At 58.8% G+C, this 16,960-nt stretch carries 16 protein-coding genes; 8 read left to right on the top strand and 8 right to left on the bottom strand.

Annotated features, from left to right (window positions below):
* Nucleotides 1-275 precede the first annotated feature (275 nt).
* From ACA061_RS02715 to ACA061_RS02745, 7 genes are all read left to right on the top strand, one after another.
* Nucleotides 276-1,409 carry an ABC transporter substrate-binding protein gene (locus ACA061_RS02715; RefSeq protein ID WP_042557414.1) on the top strand — a complete coding sequence of 378 codons (1,134 nt, stop codon included), beginning with the start codon at nucleotides 276-278 and terminating at the stop codon, nucleotides 1,407-1,409.
* Between the two features lie 240 nt (nucleotides 1,410-1,649).
* Nucleotides 1,650-2,564 carry an ABC transporter permease subunit gene (locus ACA061_RS02720; protein ID WP_042557415.1) on the top strand — a complete coding sequence of 305 codons (915 nt, stop codon included), beginning with the start codon at nucleotides 1,650-1,652 and terminating at the stop codon, nucleotides 2,562-2,564.
* A gap of 3 nt (nucleotides 2,565-2,567) precedes the next feature.
* Nucleotides 2,568-3,869 (top strand): high-affinity branched-chain amino acid ABC transporter permease LivM, encoded by a 1,302-nt coding sequence (gene livM / locus ACA061_RS02725; RefSeq protein WP_150617987.1) that lies wholly within the window; start codon nucleotides 2,568-2,570, stop codon nucleotides 3,867-3,869.
* Complete coding sequence (locus tag ACA061_RS02730) at nucleotides 3,866-4,738, top strand: ABC transporter ATP-binding protein (RefSeq protein ID WP_016985385.1); 873 nt, start codon at nucleotides 3,866-3,868, stop codon at nucleotides 4,736-4,738. Before livM ends, ACA061_RS02730 begins: the two co-directional genes overlap by 4 nt.
* Nucleotides 4,735-5,451 carry an ABC transporter ATP-binding protein gene (locus ACA061_RS02735; protein WP_150594063.1) on the top strand — a complete coding sequence of 239 codons (717 nt, stop codon included), beginning with the start codon at nucleotides 4,735-4,737 and terminating at the stop codon, nucleotides 5,449-5,451. Before ACA061_RS02730 ends, ACA061_RS02735 begins: the two co-directional genes overlap by 4 nt.
* A 930-nt stretch (nucleotides 5,452-6,381) precedes the next feature.
* Nucleotides 6,382-7,146, top strand: a complete 765-nt coding sequence (locus tag ACA061_RS02740; RefSeq protein ID WP_150617986.1) for an SDR family oxidoreductase — start codon at nucleotides 6,382-6,384, stop codon at nucleotides 7,144-7,146.
* 215 nt (nucleotides 7,147-7,361) lie between these two features.
* Nucleotides 7,362-8,267 carry a cation diffusion facilitator family transporter gene (locus tag ACA061_RS02745; protein WP_150602608.1) on the top strand — a complete coding sequence of 302 codons (906 nt, stop codon included), beginning with the start codon at nucleotides 7,362-7,364 and terminating at the stop codon, nucleotides 8,265-8,267.
* Nucleotides 8,268-8,468: 201 nt separating this feature from the next.
* Here ACA061_RS02745 and ACA061_RS02750 read toward each other — a convergent pair whose 3' ends face one another.
* The 7 genes from ACA061_RS02750 to ACA061_RS02780 form a co-directional block, all read right to left on the bottom strand.
* The gene (locus ACA061_RS02750) at nucleotides 8,469-9,602 is read right to left on the bottom strand and encodes an AGE family epimerase/isomerase (protein ID WP_497300511.1); all 1,134 of its coding nucleotides are present in this window, start codon (nucleotides 9,600-9,602) and stop codon (nucleotides 8,469-8,471) included.
* 219 nt (nucleotides 9,603-9,821) lie between these two features.
* Nucleotides 9,822-10,394 carry a HupE/UreJ family protein gene (locus tag ACA061_RS02755; protein WP_497300512.1) on the bottom strand — a complete coding sequence of 191 codons (573 nt, stop codon included), beginning with the start codon at nucleotides 10,392-10,394 and terminating at the stop codon, nucleotides 9,822-9,824.
* Between the two features lie 27 nt (nucleotides 10,395-10,421).
* Entirely contained in the window at nucleotides 10,422-11,036 is a 615-nt protein-coding gene (gene ureG / locus ACA061_RS02760) for an urease accessory protein UreG (protein WP_150594068.1), read from the bottom strand.
* Between the two features lie 38 nt (nucleotides 11,037-11,074).
* On the bottom strand, nucleotides 11,075-11,749 hold the full coding sequence (locus ACA061_RS02765; RefSeq protein WP_497300513.1) for an urease accessory protein UreF: 675 nt from the start codon (nucleotides 11,747-11,749) through the stop codon (nucleotides 11,075-11,077).
* Nucleotides 11,746-12,246, bottom strand: a complete 501-nt coding sequence (gene ureE / locus ACA061_RS02770) for an urease accessory protein UreE (protein WP_497300514.1) — start codon at nucleotides 12,244-12,246, stop codon at nucleotides 11,746-11,748. The genes ACA061_RS02765 and ureE overlap by 4 nt, the downstream gene beginning before the upstream one ends.
* 298 nt (nucleotides 12,247-12,544) lie before the next feature.
* A complete protein-coding gene (locus tag ACA061_RS02775) occupies nucleotides 12,545-13,177 on the bottom strand; it encodes a TetR family transcriptional regulator (RefSeq protein ID WP_150602604.1) in 633 nt (210 codons plus the stop codon).
* A 171-nt stretch (nucleotides 13,178-13,348) separates the two neighbouring features.
* Complete coding sequence (locus ACA061_RS02780) at nucleotides 13,349-13,768, bottom strand: hypothetical protein (RefSeq protein WP_497300515.1); 420 nt, start codon at nucleotides 13,766-13,768, stop codon at nucleotides 13,349-13,351.
* A 385-nt stretch (nucleotides 13,769-14,153) separates the two neighbouring features.
* Between ACA061_RS02780 and ACA061_RS02785 the strand changes: the two genes are divergently transcribed.
* Nucleotides 14,154-16,229: an AsmA family protein gene (locus ACA061_RS02785; RefSeq protein ID WP_497300516.1), complete on the top strand. Its 2,076-nt coding sequence runs from the start codon at nucleotides 14,154-14,156 to the stop codon at nucleotides 16,227-16,229.
* A gap of 184 nt (nucleotides 16,230-16,413) precedes the next feature.
* Here the strand turns inward: ACA061_RS02785 and ACA061_RS02790 are convergent, their stop codons facing one another.
* Nucleotides 16,414-16,947: a ferritin-like domain-containing protein gene (locus ACA061_RS02790; RefSeq protein ID WP_150602601.1), complete on the bottom strand. Its 534-nt coding sequence runs from the start codon at nucleotides 16,945-16,947 to the stop codon at nucleotides 16,414-16,416.
* Between the last annotated feature and the right edge of the window lie 13 nt (nucleotides 16,948-16,960).

A 16,960-nucleotide genomic window follows, 5' to 3' on the forward strand; every position in this document is an offset into this window, starting at 1 on the left:
GTTCGGTGACGCGGGCTGTTACAGGCTGGTTGCACGTCGATTGGTGCCGCGGTTGCAATGATGGCGCAAGCGGGTTGCGCCTGAAAAAATAAATGGTTTCACCTTCCGCGGTTTAGACGGTTGCACGCCCAATGAAAATGGGAACGAAACAGTCGAAATAACAAGAAAGCAGCGACTTTTTGAAGAATAAAAAACCGATGGCACGGCCCTTGCTCTGAGCATCAAGAGAAGTGAAGTCGCAGTGCCAACTAAAAAAAACCTTGGAGCACCACCTCATGTCCCAGACGTTTTACAAGAAAGGCTTTCTGGCCCTCGCAGTGGCTACTGCGTTGGGTGTTTCTGCGTTTGCTCAAGCTGATGTGAAAATCGGTGTAGCGGGTCCAATGACTGGCGCCAACGCGGCATTTGGCGAGCAGTACATGAAGGGTGCACAGGCGGCGGCTGACGCGGTCAACGCCGCAGGCGGCGTCAACGGGGAAAAAATCGTACTGGTCAAGGGCGATGACGCCTGCGAACCGAAGCAGGCCGTGACGGTCGCCAAGGACCTCACCAACCAGAAAGTTGCCGGCGTGGTCGGTCACTTCTGCTCCTCTTCGACCATTCCAGCGTCGGAAATCTATGACGAAGCGGGCATCATCGCGATCACCCCGGGTTCCACCAACCCGCAAGTGACCGAGCGCGGCCTGAGCGCCATGTTCCGTATGTGCGGGCGTGACGACCAGCAGGGCATCGTTGCCGGCGACTACATCGTCGACGTGCTCAAGGGCAAGAAAGTCGTCGTGCTGCACGACAAAGACACCTACGGCCAAGGCCTGGCGGATGCCACCAAGGCCCAACTGGTCAAGCGCGGCGTGACCCCAGTGTTGTACGAAGGCCTGACCCGTGGCGAAAAAGACTTCAGCACCATCGTCACCAAAATCCGCGGCGCTGGCGCCGACGTTGTCTACTTCGGTGGTCTGCACCCGGAGGCCGGCCCACTGGTTCGCCAACTGCGTGAGCAAGGCCTGAAAGACGTCAAGTTCATGTCCGATGACGGCATCGTTACCGACGAACTGGTGACCACCGCTGGCGGCCCGCAATTCGTCGATGGCGTGCTGATGACCTTCGGCGCCGACCCTCGCATGCTGCCCGACAGCAAGGCTGTGGTAGATGCCTTCCGCAAGGCTGGCACCGAGCCTGAAGGCTACACCCTGTACGCCTACGCTTCGGTTCAGACCCTGGCCGCCGCTTTCAATGGCGCCAAGTCCAACAAGGGCGAAGAAGCTGCTGCCTGGCTGAAGAAAAACCCGGTGAAAACCGTCATGGGCGAGAAAGCCTGGGACTCCAAGGGCGACCTGAAAGTCTCCGACTACGTGGTTTACCAGTGGGACAAGGACGGCAAATACCACCAGCTGGAAAAACAGAAGTAAGGGCTGACGCGATCAGTTAATCACCACCGATCCCTTGTAGGAGTGAGCCTGCTCGCGATAGCGGTTCAACATTCAACAAATCTGTTGGCTGTGAGTCCGTCATCGCGAGCAGGCTCACTCCTACAGGGGCGGGGGTAATCAGGCTGATCGTGGCTGACATTGCTCCGACGTAAATCTGTATTTTTCCTAGAAGAACCGCACACTCAGGGTGTGCAGGTTCTCACTGCGTGAGATTGCGTTATGGATGGTATTTTCCTGCAGCAACTGGTCAACGGTCTGACCCTCGGGTCGGTCTATGGCCTGATCGCCATCGGCTACACAATGGTCTACGGCATCATCGGCATGATCAACTTCGCCCACGGCGAGGTTTACATGATTTCCGCTTACCTGGCGGCAATCAGTCTGGCTCTGCTGGCGTACTTCGGTATCGAATCTTTCCCTCTGCTGATGCTCGGCACCCTGATCTTCACCATCGTCGTCACGGCGGTGTATGGCTGGGTCATCGAGCGTGTTGCCTACAAACCTCTGCGTAACTCCACACGGCTGGCGCCGCTGATCAGCGCCATCGGTATTTCCCTGATCCTGCAAAACTATGCACAGATCGCCCAAGGCGCCAAACAACAGGGCGTTCCGACGCTGCTCACCGGTGCATGGCGGGTTGAAGTCGGTACCGGCTTCGTACAACTGACCTACACCAAAGTCTTCATTCTGGTGGCCGCATTCGTCGGCATGGGGCTGCTGACCTACATCATCAAGTACACCAAGCTCGGCCGCATGTGCCGCGCTACCCAGCAAGACCGCAAGATGGCTTCGATTCTGGGGATCAACACCGACCGGGTGATTTCCTACGTGTTCATCATCGGTGCAGCCATGGCGGCACTCGCGGGTGTGCTGATCACCATGAACTACGGCACCTTCGACTTCTACGCCGGCTTCATCATCGGCATCAAGGCGTTCACCGCTGCGGTACTCGGCGGGATCGGTTCGCTGCCCGGCGCCATGTTGGGCGGGATCATCCTCGGCATCTCCGAGTCGCTGTTCTCCGGCCTGGTCAACTCCGACTACAAAGACGTGTTCAGCTTCTCGCTGCTCGTACTTGTTCTGGTCTTCCGGCCGCAGGGCCTGTTGGGCCGTCCTCTTGTGTCGAAGGTGTAAGCGATGTCTTCAACCACTAAAAAATCCATTGATGTCAAAAAAAGCCTGGTTGAGGCGATTCTGGCCGGCCTGATTGCCTTGATTGTTTTCGGGCCGATCGTCGGTGTCGTGCTCGACGGTTATAGCTTCAACCTTGAAGTGACCCGCGTGGCGTGGATCATTGCCATCGTCATGGCCGGCCGCTTTGCCCTCAGCCTGTTCCTGCAAACGCCCAAGGGTCTGAAGATTCTCGACGGATTCGAGAGCTCCGGATCGGGCGTGCATGTTTTGCCCGCCGATCACAAATCCAGCCTGCGCTGGATTATTCCGCTGGTGGTTCTGCTGGCCGTGGCCGTACCGTTCTTCTCCAACTCCTACCTGCTGGGCGTGGTCATCCTCGGGTTGATCTACGTGCTGCTGGGGTTGGGGCTGAATATCGTGGTTGGCCTGGCCGGTCTGCTCGACCTTGGTTACGTGGCGTTCTATGCCATCGGCGCCTATGGTCTGGCGCTCGGTTATCAATATCTCGGGCTGGGTTTCTGGACGGTGCTGCCGCTGGCGGCGATCACCGCGGGGCTTGCCGGCTGCATCCTCGGTTTCCCGGTGCTGCGCCTGCATGGCGACTATCTGGCGATCGTGACCCTAGGCTTCGGTGAGATCATTCGTCTGGTCCTCAACAACTGGCTTTCCCTCACGGGTGGCCCGAACGGCATGGCGGCGCCGCTGCCGACATTCTTCGGTCTGGAGTTCGGCAAGCGGGCGAAGGATGGCGGGGTGCCGTTTCATGAGTTCTTCGGCATCGCTTACAACCCGGACGTGAAGTATTACTTCATCTACGCGGTGCTGTTTCTCGTGGTGCTGGCCGTGCTGTACATCAAGCATCGACTGGTGAAAATGCCGGTCGGTCGCGCTTGGGAGGCCTTGCGTGAAGATGAAATCGCCTGCCGCTCGATGGGCCTCAACCACGTACTGGTAAAGCTCTCGGCATTCACCATCGGCGCGTCGACGGCGGGTCTGGCGGGTGTGTTCTTCGCGACTTATCAGGGCTTCGTCAACCCGACCTCGTTTACGTTCTTCGAATCGGCGCTGATCCTTGCCATCGTCGTCCTCGGCGGCATGGGCTCGACCATCGGCGTGGTGATTGCAGCGTTCGTGCTGACCGTCGCCCCGGAACTGCTGCGCGGATTTGCTGAATATCGCGTGCTGCTGTTCGGCATTCTGATGGTGTTGATGATGATCTGGCGACCACGCGGGTTGATTCGCATCAGCCGTACCGGGGTCAAACCACGCAAAGGTGCCATTCACTACGAGAGGACTGCGCCATGAGTGAAGTCGTACTCTCTGTTGAAAAACTGATGATGCATTTCGGTGGCATCAAGGCGTTGAGCGATGTCAGCCTGAAGGTCAAACGCAACTCGATCTTCGCCCTGATCGGCCCCAACGGCGCCGGCAAGACCACGGTGTTCAACTGCCTGACCGGTTTCTACAAAGCCTCCGGCGGCAAGATCGAGCTCAACGTGCGCGGCCAGCAGACCAACGTGATTCAACTGCTGGGTGAGTCGTTCAAACCGACCGACTTCGTTTCGCCGAAAAGCTTTCTCAGCCGGATGTACTACAAAATGTTCGGCGGCACCCATCTGGTGAACCGCGCAGGCCTGGCTCGTACCTTCCAGAACATTCGTCTGTTCAAGGAAATGTCCGTGCTGGAAAACCTGCTGGTGGCCCAGCACATGTGGGTCAACCGCAACATGCTCGCAGGCATCCTCAACACCAAGGGCTATCGCAAGGCTGAAAGTGACGCGCTGGATTGCGCGTTCTACTGGCTGGAAGTGGTCGATCTGGTGGACTGCGCCAACCGTCTGGCCGGTGAGCTCTCGTACGGTCAGCAACGCCGTCTGGAGATCGCTCGGGCCATGTGCACGCGGCCGCAGATCATCTGCCTCGACGAACCGGCCGCCGGCCTCAATCCTCAGGAAACCGAAGCGCTGAGCGCAATGATCCGGTTGCTGCGTGACGAGCATGATCTGACCGTGGTGCTGATCGAACACGACATGGGCATGGTAATGAGCATTTCCGACCACATCGTGGTACTGGACCACGGCATCGTTATCGCTGAAGGGGGACCTGAAGCCATCCGCAACGACCCGAAAGTGATTGCCGCCTACCTGGGCGCCGACGAAGAGGAGCTGGTATGAGCCAACCGATCCTCGAACTGAAAAACCTGGACGTGTTTTACGGCCCGATCCAGGCACTCAAAGGCGTTTCGCTGCAGATCAATGAAGGGGAAACCGTCAGCCTGATCGGCTCCAACGGCGCGGGGAAATCAACATTGCTGATGTCGATCTTCGGCCAGCCCCGGGCGGCGAACGGGCAGATCATTTATCAAGGCGTCGACATTACTCACAAGTCATCGCACTACATCGCGTCCAACGGCATTGCGCAGTCGCCGGAAGGACGGCGGGTGTTCCCCGACATGACCGTCGAGGAAAACCTGCTGATGGGCACCATCCCGATTGGCGACAAGTACGCCAAAGAGGATATGCAGCGCATGTTCGAGTTGTTTCCGCGGCTTGAAGAGCGGCGCACGCAGCGGGCGATGACCATGTCCGGCGGCGAACAGCAGATGCTCGCCATTGCTCGCGCATTGATGAGCCGACCCAAGCTGTTGCTGCTCGATGAGCCGAGCCTGGGGCTGGCGCCGATCGTGGTGAAGCAGATCTTCGCGACCCTGCGGGAACTGGCGAAAACCGGCATGACGATTTTCCTCGTCGAGCAGAACGCCAACCATGCGTTGAAGCTGTCGGATCGCGCGTATGTGATGGTCAACGGCGAGATTCGCCTGACGGGTACCGGTAAGGAGTTGCTGGTGAACGAGGAGGTGCGTAACGCCTATCTGGGCGGGCACTGATTCTCATCGTTATACAAAAGCCCCGACGCGAAAGCCTCGGGGCTTTTTTACATCCGTAATTCACCTCAGACCCCCTGTAGGAGCTGCCGAAGGCTGCGATCTTTTGATCCTTAAAAACAACATCAAAAGATCGCAGCCTTCGGCAGCTCCTACATGGAATCCAGCCGTGACATCAAGCGGATTTTGAAATTGTGGAAAACAAATTCCGCAACCTGCCAAAGCGCGACATATAGACGCTGCAAATGGCTGTTTTTCCACAGTTTTGACTTGTCCCCGTTTGCTGTGGAACTGGCTGTGAATAACGTGGGAGTAGCTGGCTGAAGCCCTTTAAAACCGTGGCGTGCAGGCGTGTGGTTGTTTTTTGATCAGGCGTTTTTGCGGGAGCGACAGACGTCTTTGTCAACCTTTTTGTGGGCGCAGCATGGCAGCAGGTTTGATGCGTACAAGCCTGTGGATAAGTCTGTGATTAAACTCTGGAAAGACCCCGCTAAGGGCCGTAGTTACTGGCCTCGCGCAATCACTGCGCCAACCGGGCTGTCGTGCAAAATGCCATGTCCCGCACAGGTATCGCTCCAGGGTCAAGCAAAAAACTTTCTATTTCGCCCGCAAAGCCTTGTGTGGCGTGGCTTTGCGCGCTTCCACTTGCCCCCGGAAACTGTGGAAGGGACTGTGGATAACATGCGTGCACATGGCTACAGGCCACGGTGCATATGGCGTAGCGACGACTGATCAAATTTCATACAGTGTTTACGCTTTTGTAGGAGCTGCCGCAGGCTGCGATCTGTTGATTCTTGTTTTTAAGATCAACAGATCGCAGCCTGCGGCAGCTCCTGGACGGGCAACGGTTGCTGGTTAATCTCGGGCCGGGCATGCTGCCTGCTGATTTTCTATTCCAATGGCTGCCCTCGCGGTCGAAGCAAGGAGAACACGATGTCCAACACCCTGTTTATCACCGGCGCGACGTCCGGTTTTGGTGAAGCATGCGCCCGTCGTTTTGCCGAGGCTGGCTGGAAACTGGTGCTGACCGGTCGTCGTGAAGAACGCCTCAACGCTCTGTGCGCCGATTTGTCGAAACAGACCGAAGTGCATGGCCTGGTGCTTGATGTCCGGGACCGCAAGGCAATGGAGGAGGCGATTGCCAACCTGCCGCCATCGTTCGCCAAACTGCGTGGCCTGATCAACAACGCGGGCCTGGCGCTGGGCGTTGATCCTGCGCCGAAATGCGATCTGGATGACTGGGACACCATGGTCGACACCAACGTCAAAGGCCTGATGTATGCCACTCGCTTGCTGCTGCCGCGCCTGATCGCCCACGGTCGTGGCGCCGGCATCGTCAACCTCGGCTCCATCGCCGGCAACTACCCTTACCCCGGCAGTCATGTGTACGGCGCGACCAAAGCGTTTGTTAAACAGTTTTCGCTGAACCTGCGCTGCGACTTGCAGGGCACCGGCGTGCGTGTCAGCAACATTGAGCCGGGGCTGTGCGAGAGCGAATTCTCGCTGGTGCGTTTCGCCGGTGATCAGGAGCGCTACAACGCCACCTACGCCGGAGCCGAGCCGATCCAGCCGCAGGACATCGCCGAGACGATTTTCTGGGTGATGAATGCGCCGGCGCATATCAACATCAATAGCCTGGAATTGATGCCGGTGAGCCAGACCTGGGCCGGGTTTGCCATCGAGCGTAACAAGGCTTAAGACCGCATAACGGCCATCGCTGGCAAGCCAGCTCCCACAGGGGCTTCGGCCTAGACATAATCTTGTGACCGACTCGATACCTGTGGGAGCTGCGGTGCGACGATTCGACTTGCCAGCGATGGGGTCATAACAGCCAATAAATCCCGATAAGGTAGACTCCTCTCCCAACAACCCCACCGCACCCCGCGGTTTTCAAGGTTTTCAGAGGAGGCTACGTGAGTAACCGAGGTGAGCAGTCGCTGCTCAAACAATCGACCATCCTGATGTTCGCCGTGTCGATTGCCGGGATCGTCACCGGTTTTGTTTCAGGTTCCCAATCCATCCTGTTCGATGGTTTTTTCTCGCTGATCGCAACATTCATCAAAGTACTGATGCTGATCACTGCCAAGCTGATCGCCAAGGAAAGCAATCACCGTTTCCAGTTCGGCTTCTGGCATCTGGAACCCATGGTGCTGCTGATTGAAGGCAGTTTTCTGCTGTTGATTGCCATCTACGCGTTTCTCAACGGCGTGTTCGGCATCATCGACGGTGGACGCGACATTGAGTTGGGGCTGGTGATCATCTATGCCGCGGTGTTTACCGTGGTCGAGTTCGCCTACTTCTTCTATGTACGCCGGCGCAATCGCAAGCTCAAATCCAGTCTGATCCAGTTCGACAACATCAGTTGGCTGGTGGACGCGATGCTTTCTGTGGGCCTGTTGATCAGTTTTCTCACGGCGCTGCTGCTCAAGTCCCAGGGCTATGGCGAGTGGGCGGTTTACGTCGACCCGCTGATCCTGATCGTACTGGCCCTGACCATGCTGCCGCCGGCCTTCAAGATCCTCGGCCCGGCATTACGCGATGTGCTTGGCATCGCGCCGGACACGCTGAATGACCACGTGCGCCAGGTAATGGACGAGGTGAAGGTCGAGCATGGTTTCGACGACTATGTGTCCTACGTGCAGAAACACGGGCGGGCGCGGTTTATCGAGATTCATGTGGTGTTGCCGGCGGATTACCGACTGGAGCACGTCGGGCAACTCGATGCGCTGCGTGAAGAGATTTCCGCGAAGCTGGGCAAACCGGATGCGGCGCGATGGCTGACCATCAGCTTCACGGGCGACAAGAAGTGGATTGCCTGAAGAACGGCTGATGGGAATTGTGTAAGGGAATGTTGTGCTGAAGGGGTTTACTGTGGCGAGGGGATTTATCCCCGATGGGTTGCGAAGCGACCCCAAAAGCCGGGGCTGCTGCGCAACCCATCGGGGATAAATCCCCTCGCCACAAAGACCCCTGTTCCACAAAGATTCCCTCTGCAACAGCAGATCCCTTTGCGCGAAACGTCAGCGAAGATAGTCAGCCAATCCGCGATAGCACGTCGCGAGGTGATACGGCGTGGTGGAAGGCATGTCCTTGCGGCTGACCTCGCCCTGCTCATCGCGGCACTCATGCCAGCCACCGGCATGCAGAAAGCGCTGTTGCAACGCCTGCAATTGATGCAGCACCACGGCTTCGCTGTCGGGGCGCAAGGTCAGCGCACGCAGGTATTCGGCCTGGGCCCAGATGCGCTGGGTTGAATCTTTCGCACGTTCGTCCATTTCCAGATCAAGCATTGCGCGCACCGCACCGGACGGCTGCTCCACGCCGAATTGCTCGGTGAAGGCAAAGGCCTTATCAAGCGCCGCATGCAATTTCGAACCGCGCAGCAGCGCTGACGATTGCAGCAGGAAATACCATTCGAACTGGTGCCCGGGCTCGTACCAGTTATCCACAACGCCCAACGGTTTCTCCATCAACACGCCATGTTGCGGGTCGATGAAACGCTTGTGCATGGCTGTGCATAACTCAAGCAGCGCCTGTTGCGTCGCGCTGTCCTGGCGAACTTGCAGAGTGGCGAGGAAGGCTTCGGCGAGGTGCATCAGCGGGTTTTGCAGCGGGCCGGTTTGCAACGTCATCCAGTCGCGGTCGAGGCACGCTTCGTAAAGGCCATCGCCGGTAGCGAAACGCTGACCGATGACTTCCAGCGCGGCGTTCAACGTCGATTCCACCAGCGGCTCGCGGGATTTTTCCCAGTAATGCGCGCAGGCAAACAGGATGAACGCGTGGGTGTAGAGATCTTTGCGCTGATCCAGCGGTTTGCCCTGCGCATCGATGCTGTAGAACCAGCCGCCGTGCTCGGCATCGTGGAAGTGTCGTTGCAGAGAACGGAACAGCGCGGCCGCGCGTTCTGCTGCGTTATCCACAACGCCGATCAGGCTGGAAAACAGATACAGCTGTCGTGCACAGGCCATCGCCCGATAACGTTGCGCTGGCAACGGTTGGTGCGCGGCGTCGAGTGCTTCGTAGGGCAGTGCCATGTCGGCATTCCAGCCCGGGCCTTGCCAGAGCGGCACGATCACGTTGACGAAGTGCTGCTGCACCTCGGTGAACAGGGCGGTCAATTCAGGCAGGGATTTGGAGCGGGAAGCATGGGGCATTGGCGGACGTCGTCACGGCTGGGGCGATTGCGCGACATGGTAGCAGAGCGGCGGGCTTTAGAGACCCGGTGTCTGTCAGACCGCTACCGCCAGCAGGCTGGCTCCCGCAGTGACTTAAGTGCGCAATGCGACCCTGTAGGAGCTGCCGAAGGCTGCGATCTTTAATGTCAAAATCAAAAGATCGCAGCCTTCGGCAGCTCCTACAGGGGGATGAGGCGTTTAGCCGGCCAGCAACCAGGCACCAGTCATTGCCGAAGCCGCACCCGCCAACCGCACCAACGGCGCCGCCGCTTGCGGCAACACGCGCACCATGCCATAACCGGCGGCATGCAGCGCAGCAGTGGCAGCTACAAAACCTGCCGCATACGCCCACGGATTGCTCATCTCCGGCAATTCCAGCCCATGCGCAACACCATGGAACAACGCAAACAGCGCCGTCGCAGCCACCGCCATAACCAACGGCGGACGCACCGCCAGCGCCACGGCCAGGCCCAGCGCCAGCACCGATGCGGCGATCCCGCTTTCCAGCGCCGGCAGTTCCAGCCCTTCAAAACCGAGCATGCCGCCGATCAGCATGGTGCCGACAAAGGTGCACGGCAGCGCCCAGCGCGCCGCGCCTTGTTGCTGCGCTGCCCACAAGCCGACGGCGACCATCGCTAACAAATGGTCGAGACCGCCGATCGGGTGGCTGATGCCCGCGATCAAACCGCTGTCGCCGTGGCCCGGATGCGCAAAGGCCAGTGCCGGGGTCAGCAGCAGCGCAACGGCGCCGAAAATACGTTTGAGTGTCATTGATAAGCTTCCTTGTTGATAAGTGAATCAGGCTGCGGTCAGCAAGCCCTGGCGTTCGATGAAGGCGATGATTGCGTCCAGACCCTGACCGGTTTTCTGGTTGCTGAACACGAACGGCTTGCCGTTGCGCATGCGTTTGGTGTCGCTATCCATCATTTCCAGCGAGGCACCGACCAGCGGCGCCAGGTCGATCTTGTTGATCACCAGCAGGTCGGACTTGCAGATCCCCGGCCCGCCCTTGCGCGGCAACTTGTCGCCGGCCGAGACGTCGATCACGTAGATGGTCAGGTCGGACAGTTCCGGGCTGAACGTCGCCGACAGGTTGTCGCCGCCGGACTCCACCAGAATCAGGTCCAGGCCCGGAAAACGCCGGTTCAACTGATCGACCGCTTCGAGGTTGATCGAGGCGTCTTCGCGGATCGCCGTGTGCGGGCAGCCGCCGGTTTCCACACCGATGATCCGCTCGGGCGCCAGCGCTTCGTTGCGCACCAGAAAATCGGCGTCTTCGCGGGTATAGATGTCGTTGGTGACCACGGCGAGGTTGTAGCGCTCGCGCAAGGCAAGGCACAGGGCGAGGGTCAACGCGGTTTTACCGGAACCGACCGGGCCGCCGATACCGATGCGCAGAGGTTGTGTGTTCATACAGCTTCTCCAAAATAAAAGGCTCAAAATGACGGGCCCTAGGAACGGAACAGACGGCTGTACTGGCGCTCATGGGCCATGCACGTCAGGGACAGGCCGAACGCGGCGCTGCCAATGTGTTCGGGTTTGATGTGGGTCGCGTCTTGCTGCGCCTGTTGCAGCAACGGCAGCAATTCGCTGGTCAGGCGTTGGGCGGCTTGCTGGCCCAGCGGCAAGGTTTTCATCAGCACGGCGAGCTGGTTTTCCAGCCAGCTCCACAGCCACGCGGCGAGGGCGTCTTGGGGTCTGATCCCCCAGGCGCGAGCAGCCAGCGCCCAGCCGAGCGCCAGATGCGGTTCGCTGCATTGTTCTAGAAAGGTTCGGGCCGGCGCGTCGAGTTCTGGCAAGCCGTTGAGCAACTGCTGCAGCGAATAACCCATCTGCCGACTTTCCAGATGCAACTCGCGAGTCTCGCGGCTGGCACGGTGGGTTTCGCAGATGTGCAGTAATTCGCCCCAGTTTTCCTCGGCGGCTGCCTGGCAATGGGCAAGCAGCAGCGGCGCTTCGAACCGGGCGAGGTTGAGCAGCAACTGATCGCTGATCCAGCGGCGGGCGCTGTCCGGGTTGTTGACGCGGCCGTTATCCACAGCCATTTCCAGGCCTTGCGAATAGCTGTAACCGCCAATCGGCAATTGCGGACTGGCCAGGCGCAGCAGCGCCCAGGCTGGGTTCATAAACGAACGCCGAACTGGTGCAGTTTTGGCGCGTAGTTGAAGTCTTCGTCGCCGTGCCGCGAATGGTGATGGCCGCCGCCGTAGGCACCGTGTTCCGGCTGGAACGGCGCTTCAAGCGCTTCGACCTGCGCGCCGAGTTGTTCCAGCATGGCTTTGAGCACGTAGTCGTCGAGCAAGCGCAGCCAGCCATCGCCGACTTGCAGGGCGACGTGGCGATTGCCCAGGTGATACGCGGCGCGGGTCAGTTCAAAGGCGTTGGCACAGGTGACATGCAGCAATTGTTCGGGGCGGGCGCAGACACGGACGATGCGGCCGTCTTCGGCCTGTAGGCATTCGCCGTCATACAGCGGCGGCTGACCGCGCTCCAAAAACAACCCGACGTCTTCGTTCTCGGCACTGAAACAGCGCAAACGGCTCTTGCTGCGCGCTTCGAAGGTCAGGTGCAACTCGGCGGCCCAGAAGGGTTGAGGGTCGATTCTGCGATGAATCACCAGCATCGGAAAGCTTCCAGCAGTGGACAATACTCAGGCTAGAGCAAGGGGCTTGCCAATCGGGCGATCTGTAGGAAATCCCTGTCGGATCGTAGATGGTGTTGCAGGATGTTGCGGGGATTTGAAGCGTTTTGGTGCATGAAGATTTTTACATGCACCAAATAGGGGCTGTGAAGCTGCACCTTTGTAGGAGTGAGCCTGCTCGCGATTGCGGTGGGTCAGCCAGCCAATATTTCGACTGATACGACGCTATCGCGAGCAGGCTCACTCCTACAGGGGATTTGTAGTGTTGTTGAAAGGGGTATTACTCGGTACTGCCCAGCCCTTGCCAGTGCTTGAGCCCGATAAAGATGAAGCGCAACTGCTGGGTGATCTTCGCCTGCGCCGTCAAATGCTCGGGCAAGGCCTCGGCCGGTGGATCGATGATATCCGGCAGGGTGGCGAACACCGATTTGACGATCAGGTCGGCCACCACGCTCAGGCCTTCGGCGTCCAGGTGCTGGAGCTTGGGCATCATCGTCAGATCGGCCGCGAGGTCGGAACTGATGTTCTCGCGCAGACGGCCAATCGCCTGGCGCACCGGCAACGAACCACCGTACTGCTCGCGCGCCAGAAACAGGAACTGCGAACGGTTGGCGCTGACCACATCGAGGAAGATCCGCACCGACGCATCGATGATGCCGCCCATGACGAATTCGTTATGGCGTACCAAACGGATGGTTTCGCGGAAGGTCTGGCCCACTTCGCTGACCAGCACCAGACCGAGTTCGTCCATGTCGGCAAAATGCCGATAGAAACCGGTGGGCACGATGCCGGCGGTCTTCGTCACTTCGCGCAGGCTCAGGCTGCCGAATCCTCGGCCGCTTTCCATCAAATGGCGGGCAGCGTCCATCAGGGCGTTGCGGGTCTGTTGTTTCTGTTCGGCGCGGGGCAGCATCGCAAGGTGTGTTCTTTGGCAAGACAAGCGCCGCACTCTAGCAAATCGGCTTTATCGGCGTCGAACGGCAGCGGGGCAGGTAGCGGGGAAATAGCGACTTATTAATGGCTGCGGCCAAAAAGGCAAAAGCCCAATCCGGGGACTGGGCTTTTTTTCAGGGCCGCCATGGGCTTAGCTCACAGCGCTGTTGCGTTCGATCACACGGTCACCACCACCTTCGGCGAGAGCTTGGCCTTGTGGGGTTTTGTCGTAGCCGTCTTCGACCAGACCTTTTTCTTCCAGGCGATTGCGACCGTTTTCGGCAAGCGCTTGGCCTTGTGGGGTTTTGTCGTAGCCGTCTTCAACCAGACCTTTTTCTTCCAGACGATTGCGACCGTTCTCGGCAAGTTGACCTTGTGGAGTTTTGTCGTAGCCGTCTTCAGCCAGGGTCTGACCTTGTGGCGTTTTGTCGTAGCCGTCTTCGGCCAGGGTTTGGCTGAACACCGAGTGGCTGTCTTTGACTTGCGGAGTGGCTTGTTCGGCAGCGGGCAGAGCGAAGGCAGTGCTGGCTAGCATCGAAAGGGTAAGACTAAGCAGTAATTGGCGTTTCATGATGGGTTGCTCCTTGGGAGGGCGATAAAGTGGGTACGAGGGCAATGCTACTCTCGATAAGTCGATATAAAAGTTCATAAACGCAATGGTAATAATCAACAGAATTGATTGTTCTGGCGGGAGGCTCTAGAACGGGCCTTCCAGAGGGGCGCTTTTGCACCGCAGTGGGTATTTTCGACCCACTCGCGCCTCGCAAAAGTGCGGGTGGCGGTAACGCTGCCTGACCGATCGGTCGGATTTGGCGCGGCTTTTTGCGCCTTAATCGGTCTTTCGATTAAACCTGCGGGCCTTTTGCCAGTCACAGATTTCATAAGGGGCGCTTTGGCCCGCCGTTTCAGCTGTACGCCGCAGGTTTTGCGTGCAGTCGTGATCAGGAGTTTTGTGCATGACGCGCACCGGAAAAATTTTCAGCTGGACCTTCGCTACCCTCGTACTGCTTCTGGCCGTACTGGTACTGATCATCGTGTTCTTCGACTGGAACCGGATCAAACCGCCGCTCAACGCCAAAGTCTCGGAAGAACTGCACCGACCGTTTGCCATCAACGGCAACCTCGCGGTGGTCTGGCAGCGCGAGCCGGAAGAAGGCGGCTGGCGCGCCTGGGTGCCTTGGCCGCATGTGGTCGCAGAGGATTTGAGCCTGGGCAACCCGGACTGGTCGAAGCAGCCGCAGATGGTCACGCTCAAGCGCGTCGAGTTGCGTATTTCGCCGCTGGCCTTGCTGGGGCAGCGCGTGGTGATCCCGCGCATCGACCTGACCGAACCCAATGCCGAGTTGCAACGTCTGGCCGACGGCCGCGCCAACTGGACGTTCAAGTTCGATCCCAAGGATCCGAATGCCGAGCCGTCGAACTGGGTCGTCGATATCGGCGCCATCAAGTTCGACAAGGGCCACGTCACCCTTGATGACCAGACCTTGAAGACCAACCTTGATGTGCTGATCGATCCTCTGGGCAAGCCGATTCCGTACAGCGATATCGTCGGCGACAAAGCGGCGAAAACCACGCAGGACAAGGTTGGCGCACCGCAGGACTATGCGTTTGCCTTAAAGGTAAAAGGTCAGTATCACGGCCAGAAACTCAGCGGCCAGGGCAAGGTCGGCGGGCTGCTGGCCTTGCAGGACTCGAGCAAACCGTTCCCGCTGCAAGCCCAGGCGAAAATCGGCGATACCAGTATTGAGCTGGCCGGCACCCTGACCGACCCGCTAAACCTCGGCGCCCTCGACCTGCGTCTGAAACTGGCCGGTGACAGCCTCGGCAACCTCTACCCGCTGACCGGTGTGACCCTGCCGGACACGCCACCGTACGCCACCGACGGTCACCTGATCGCCAGGTTGCATGACGAGGCCGGCGCAAAATTCACTTATGAGAAATTCAACGGCAAGATCGGCAGCAGTGACATTCACGGTGACCTGACCTACGTCGCCAGCCAGCCACGGCCAAAACTCAGCGGCGCGCTGGTGTCCAACCAAATGCTGTTCGCTGACCTCGGGCCGTTGATCGGCGCCGACTCGAACGACAAGCAAAAAACTCGCAGCGGCGAGAGCAAGCAACCGGCAGACAAAGTGTTGCCGGTAGACGAGTTCAAAACTGACCGCTGGCGCGCGATGGACGCCGATGTCGAGTTCACTGGCAAGCGTATCGTCCACAGCGAAAAACTGCCGTTCACCGACCTTTATACCCACCTGATACTCAACGACGGCGAACTCAGTCTGGAGCCGCTGCGCTTCGGCGTGGCTGGCGGCAAACTCGATGCGCAAATTCGCCTGAATGGGCGCACCGAGCCGCTTGAAGGCCGGGCCAAATTGACGGCGCGCGGGTTCAAACTCAAGGAGCTGTTCCCGACCTTCGAGCCGATGAAAACCAGTTTCGGCGAGCTCAATGGCGACGCCAATATCAGCGGACGCGGTAACTCGGTGGCGAAGTTACTGGGCGGCGCCAACGGCAATCTGAAGATGCTGATCAATGACGGTGCGATCAGTCGTGAACTGATGGAGCTGGCAGGTCTCAACGTCGGCAACTACGTGGTCGGCAAAATCTTTGGCGACAAGGAAGTGAAGATCAACTGCGCGGCGGCGGACTTCGATATCAAGACTGGTCTGGCGACTACGCAGCTGTTTGTTTTCGATACCGAGAACGCGATTATCTATATCGACGGCACGGCGAACATGGCGACCGAGCAACTGGACCTGACGGTGACGCCGGAATCCAAGGGCTGGCGTTTGATCTCGCTGCGTTCGCCGCTGTATGTACGCGGCAAGTTCATCAAACCCAGCGCTGGCGTCAAACCGGTCCCGCTGTTGTTGCGCGGCGCGGGGATGGTGGCGTTGGGCGTGATTGCCGCACCGGCGGCGGGGCTGCTGGCGTTGGTGGCGCCGAGCGGTGGCGAGCCGAATCAGTGCGCGCCGTTGCTGGAGCAGATGAAGGCCGGGAAGGCACCGGTTACCGTCAAACCAACCAAGTAGGCCAAGATCAAAAGATCGCAGCCTTCGGCAGCTCCTACAGAGGAACGCATTTCCCTGTAGGAGCTGCCGAAGGCTGCGATCTTTTGTTTCTGATTTTTGACCCATCGCGAGCAGGCTCACTCCTACATCTGGAATGCGTTCCAAATGTGGGAGCGGGCTTGCCCGCGATGGCGATTTTGAAGGTTTACAGATCTTTCAGAATGTCAGCCATGTCATCCGCATGCTCTTCTTCCTGCGCGAGGATGTCTTCAAAGATGCGGCGGGTGGTCGGATCTTTCTCGCCGATGTACTGAATGATCTCGCGATAACTATCAATCGCGATCCGCTCGGCGACCAGGTCTTCGTAGACCATCTCCTTCAAGCTGTTGCCGGCTACATATTGTGCGTGGGACAGTTTCGACAGCATGTCCGGATTGAACTCCGGTTCGCCGCCCAATTGCACAATACGCTCGGCCAGTCGGTCGGCGTGCTGGGCTTCCTGAACGGCATGCTCAAGGAACTCATCGGCGGCCGTGCTGGCCTTCAGACCGCTGGCCATGAAGTAGTGACGTTTGTAGCGCAAGACGCAGACCAGTTCAGTGGCCAGCGATTCGTTGAGCAAGCGCAGCACCTCTTCACGGTTGGCGCTGTAGCTTTCGGTCACTGCGCCGTTTTCCACGTGTAGCCGTGCGCGTTCGCGCAGTGTTTTGACATCTGACAGATGCAGGTCGTCGCTCATTTCAGTCTCCTGG

The sequence above is a fragment of the Pseudomonas sp. LBUM1668 genome (genome assembly GCF_059695715.1).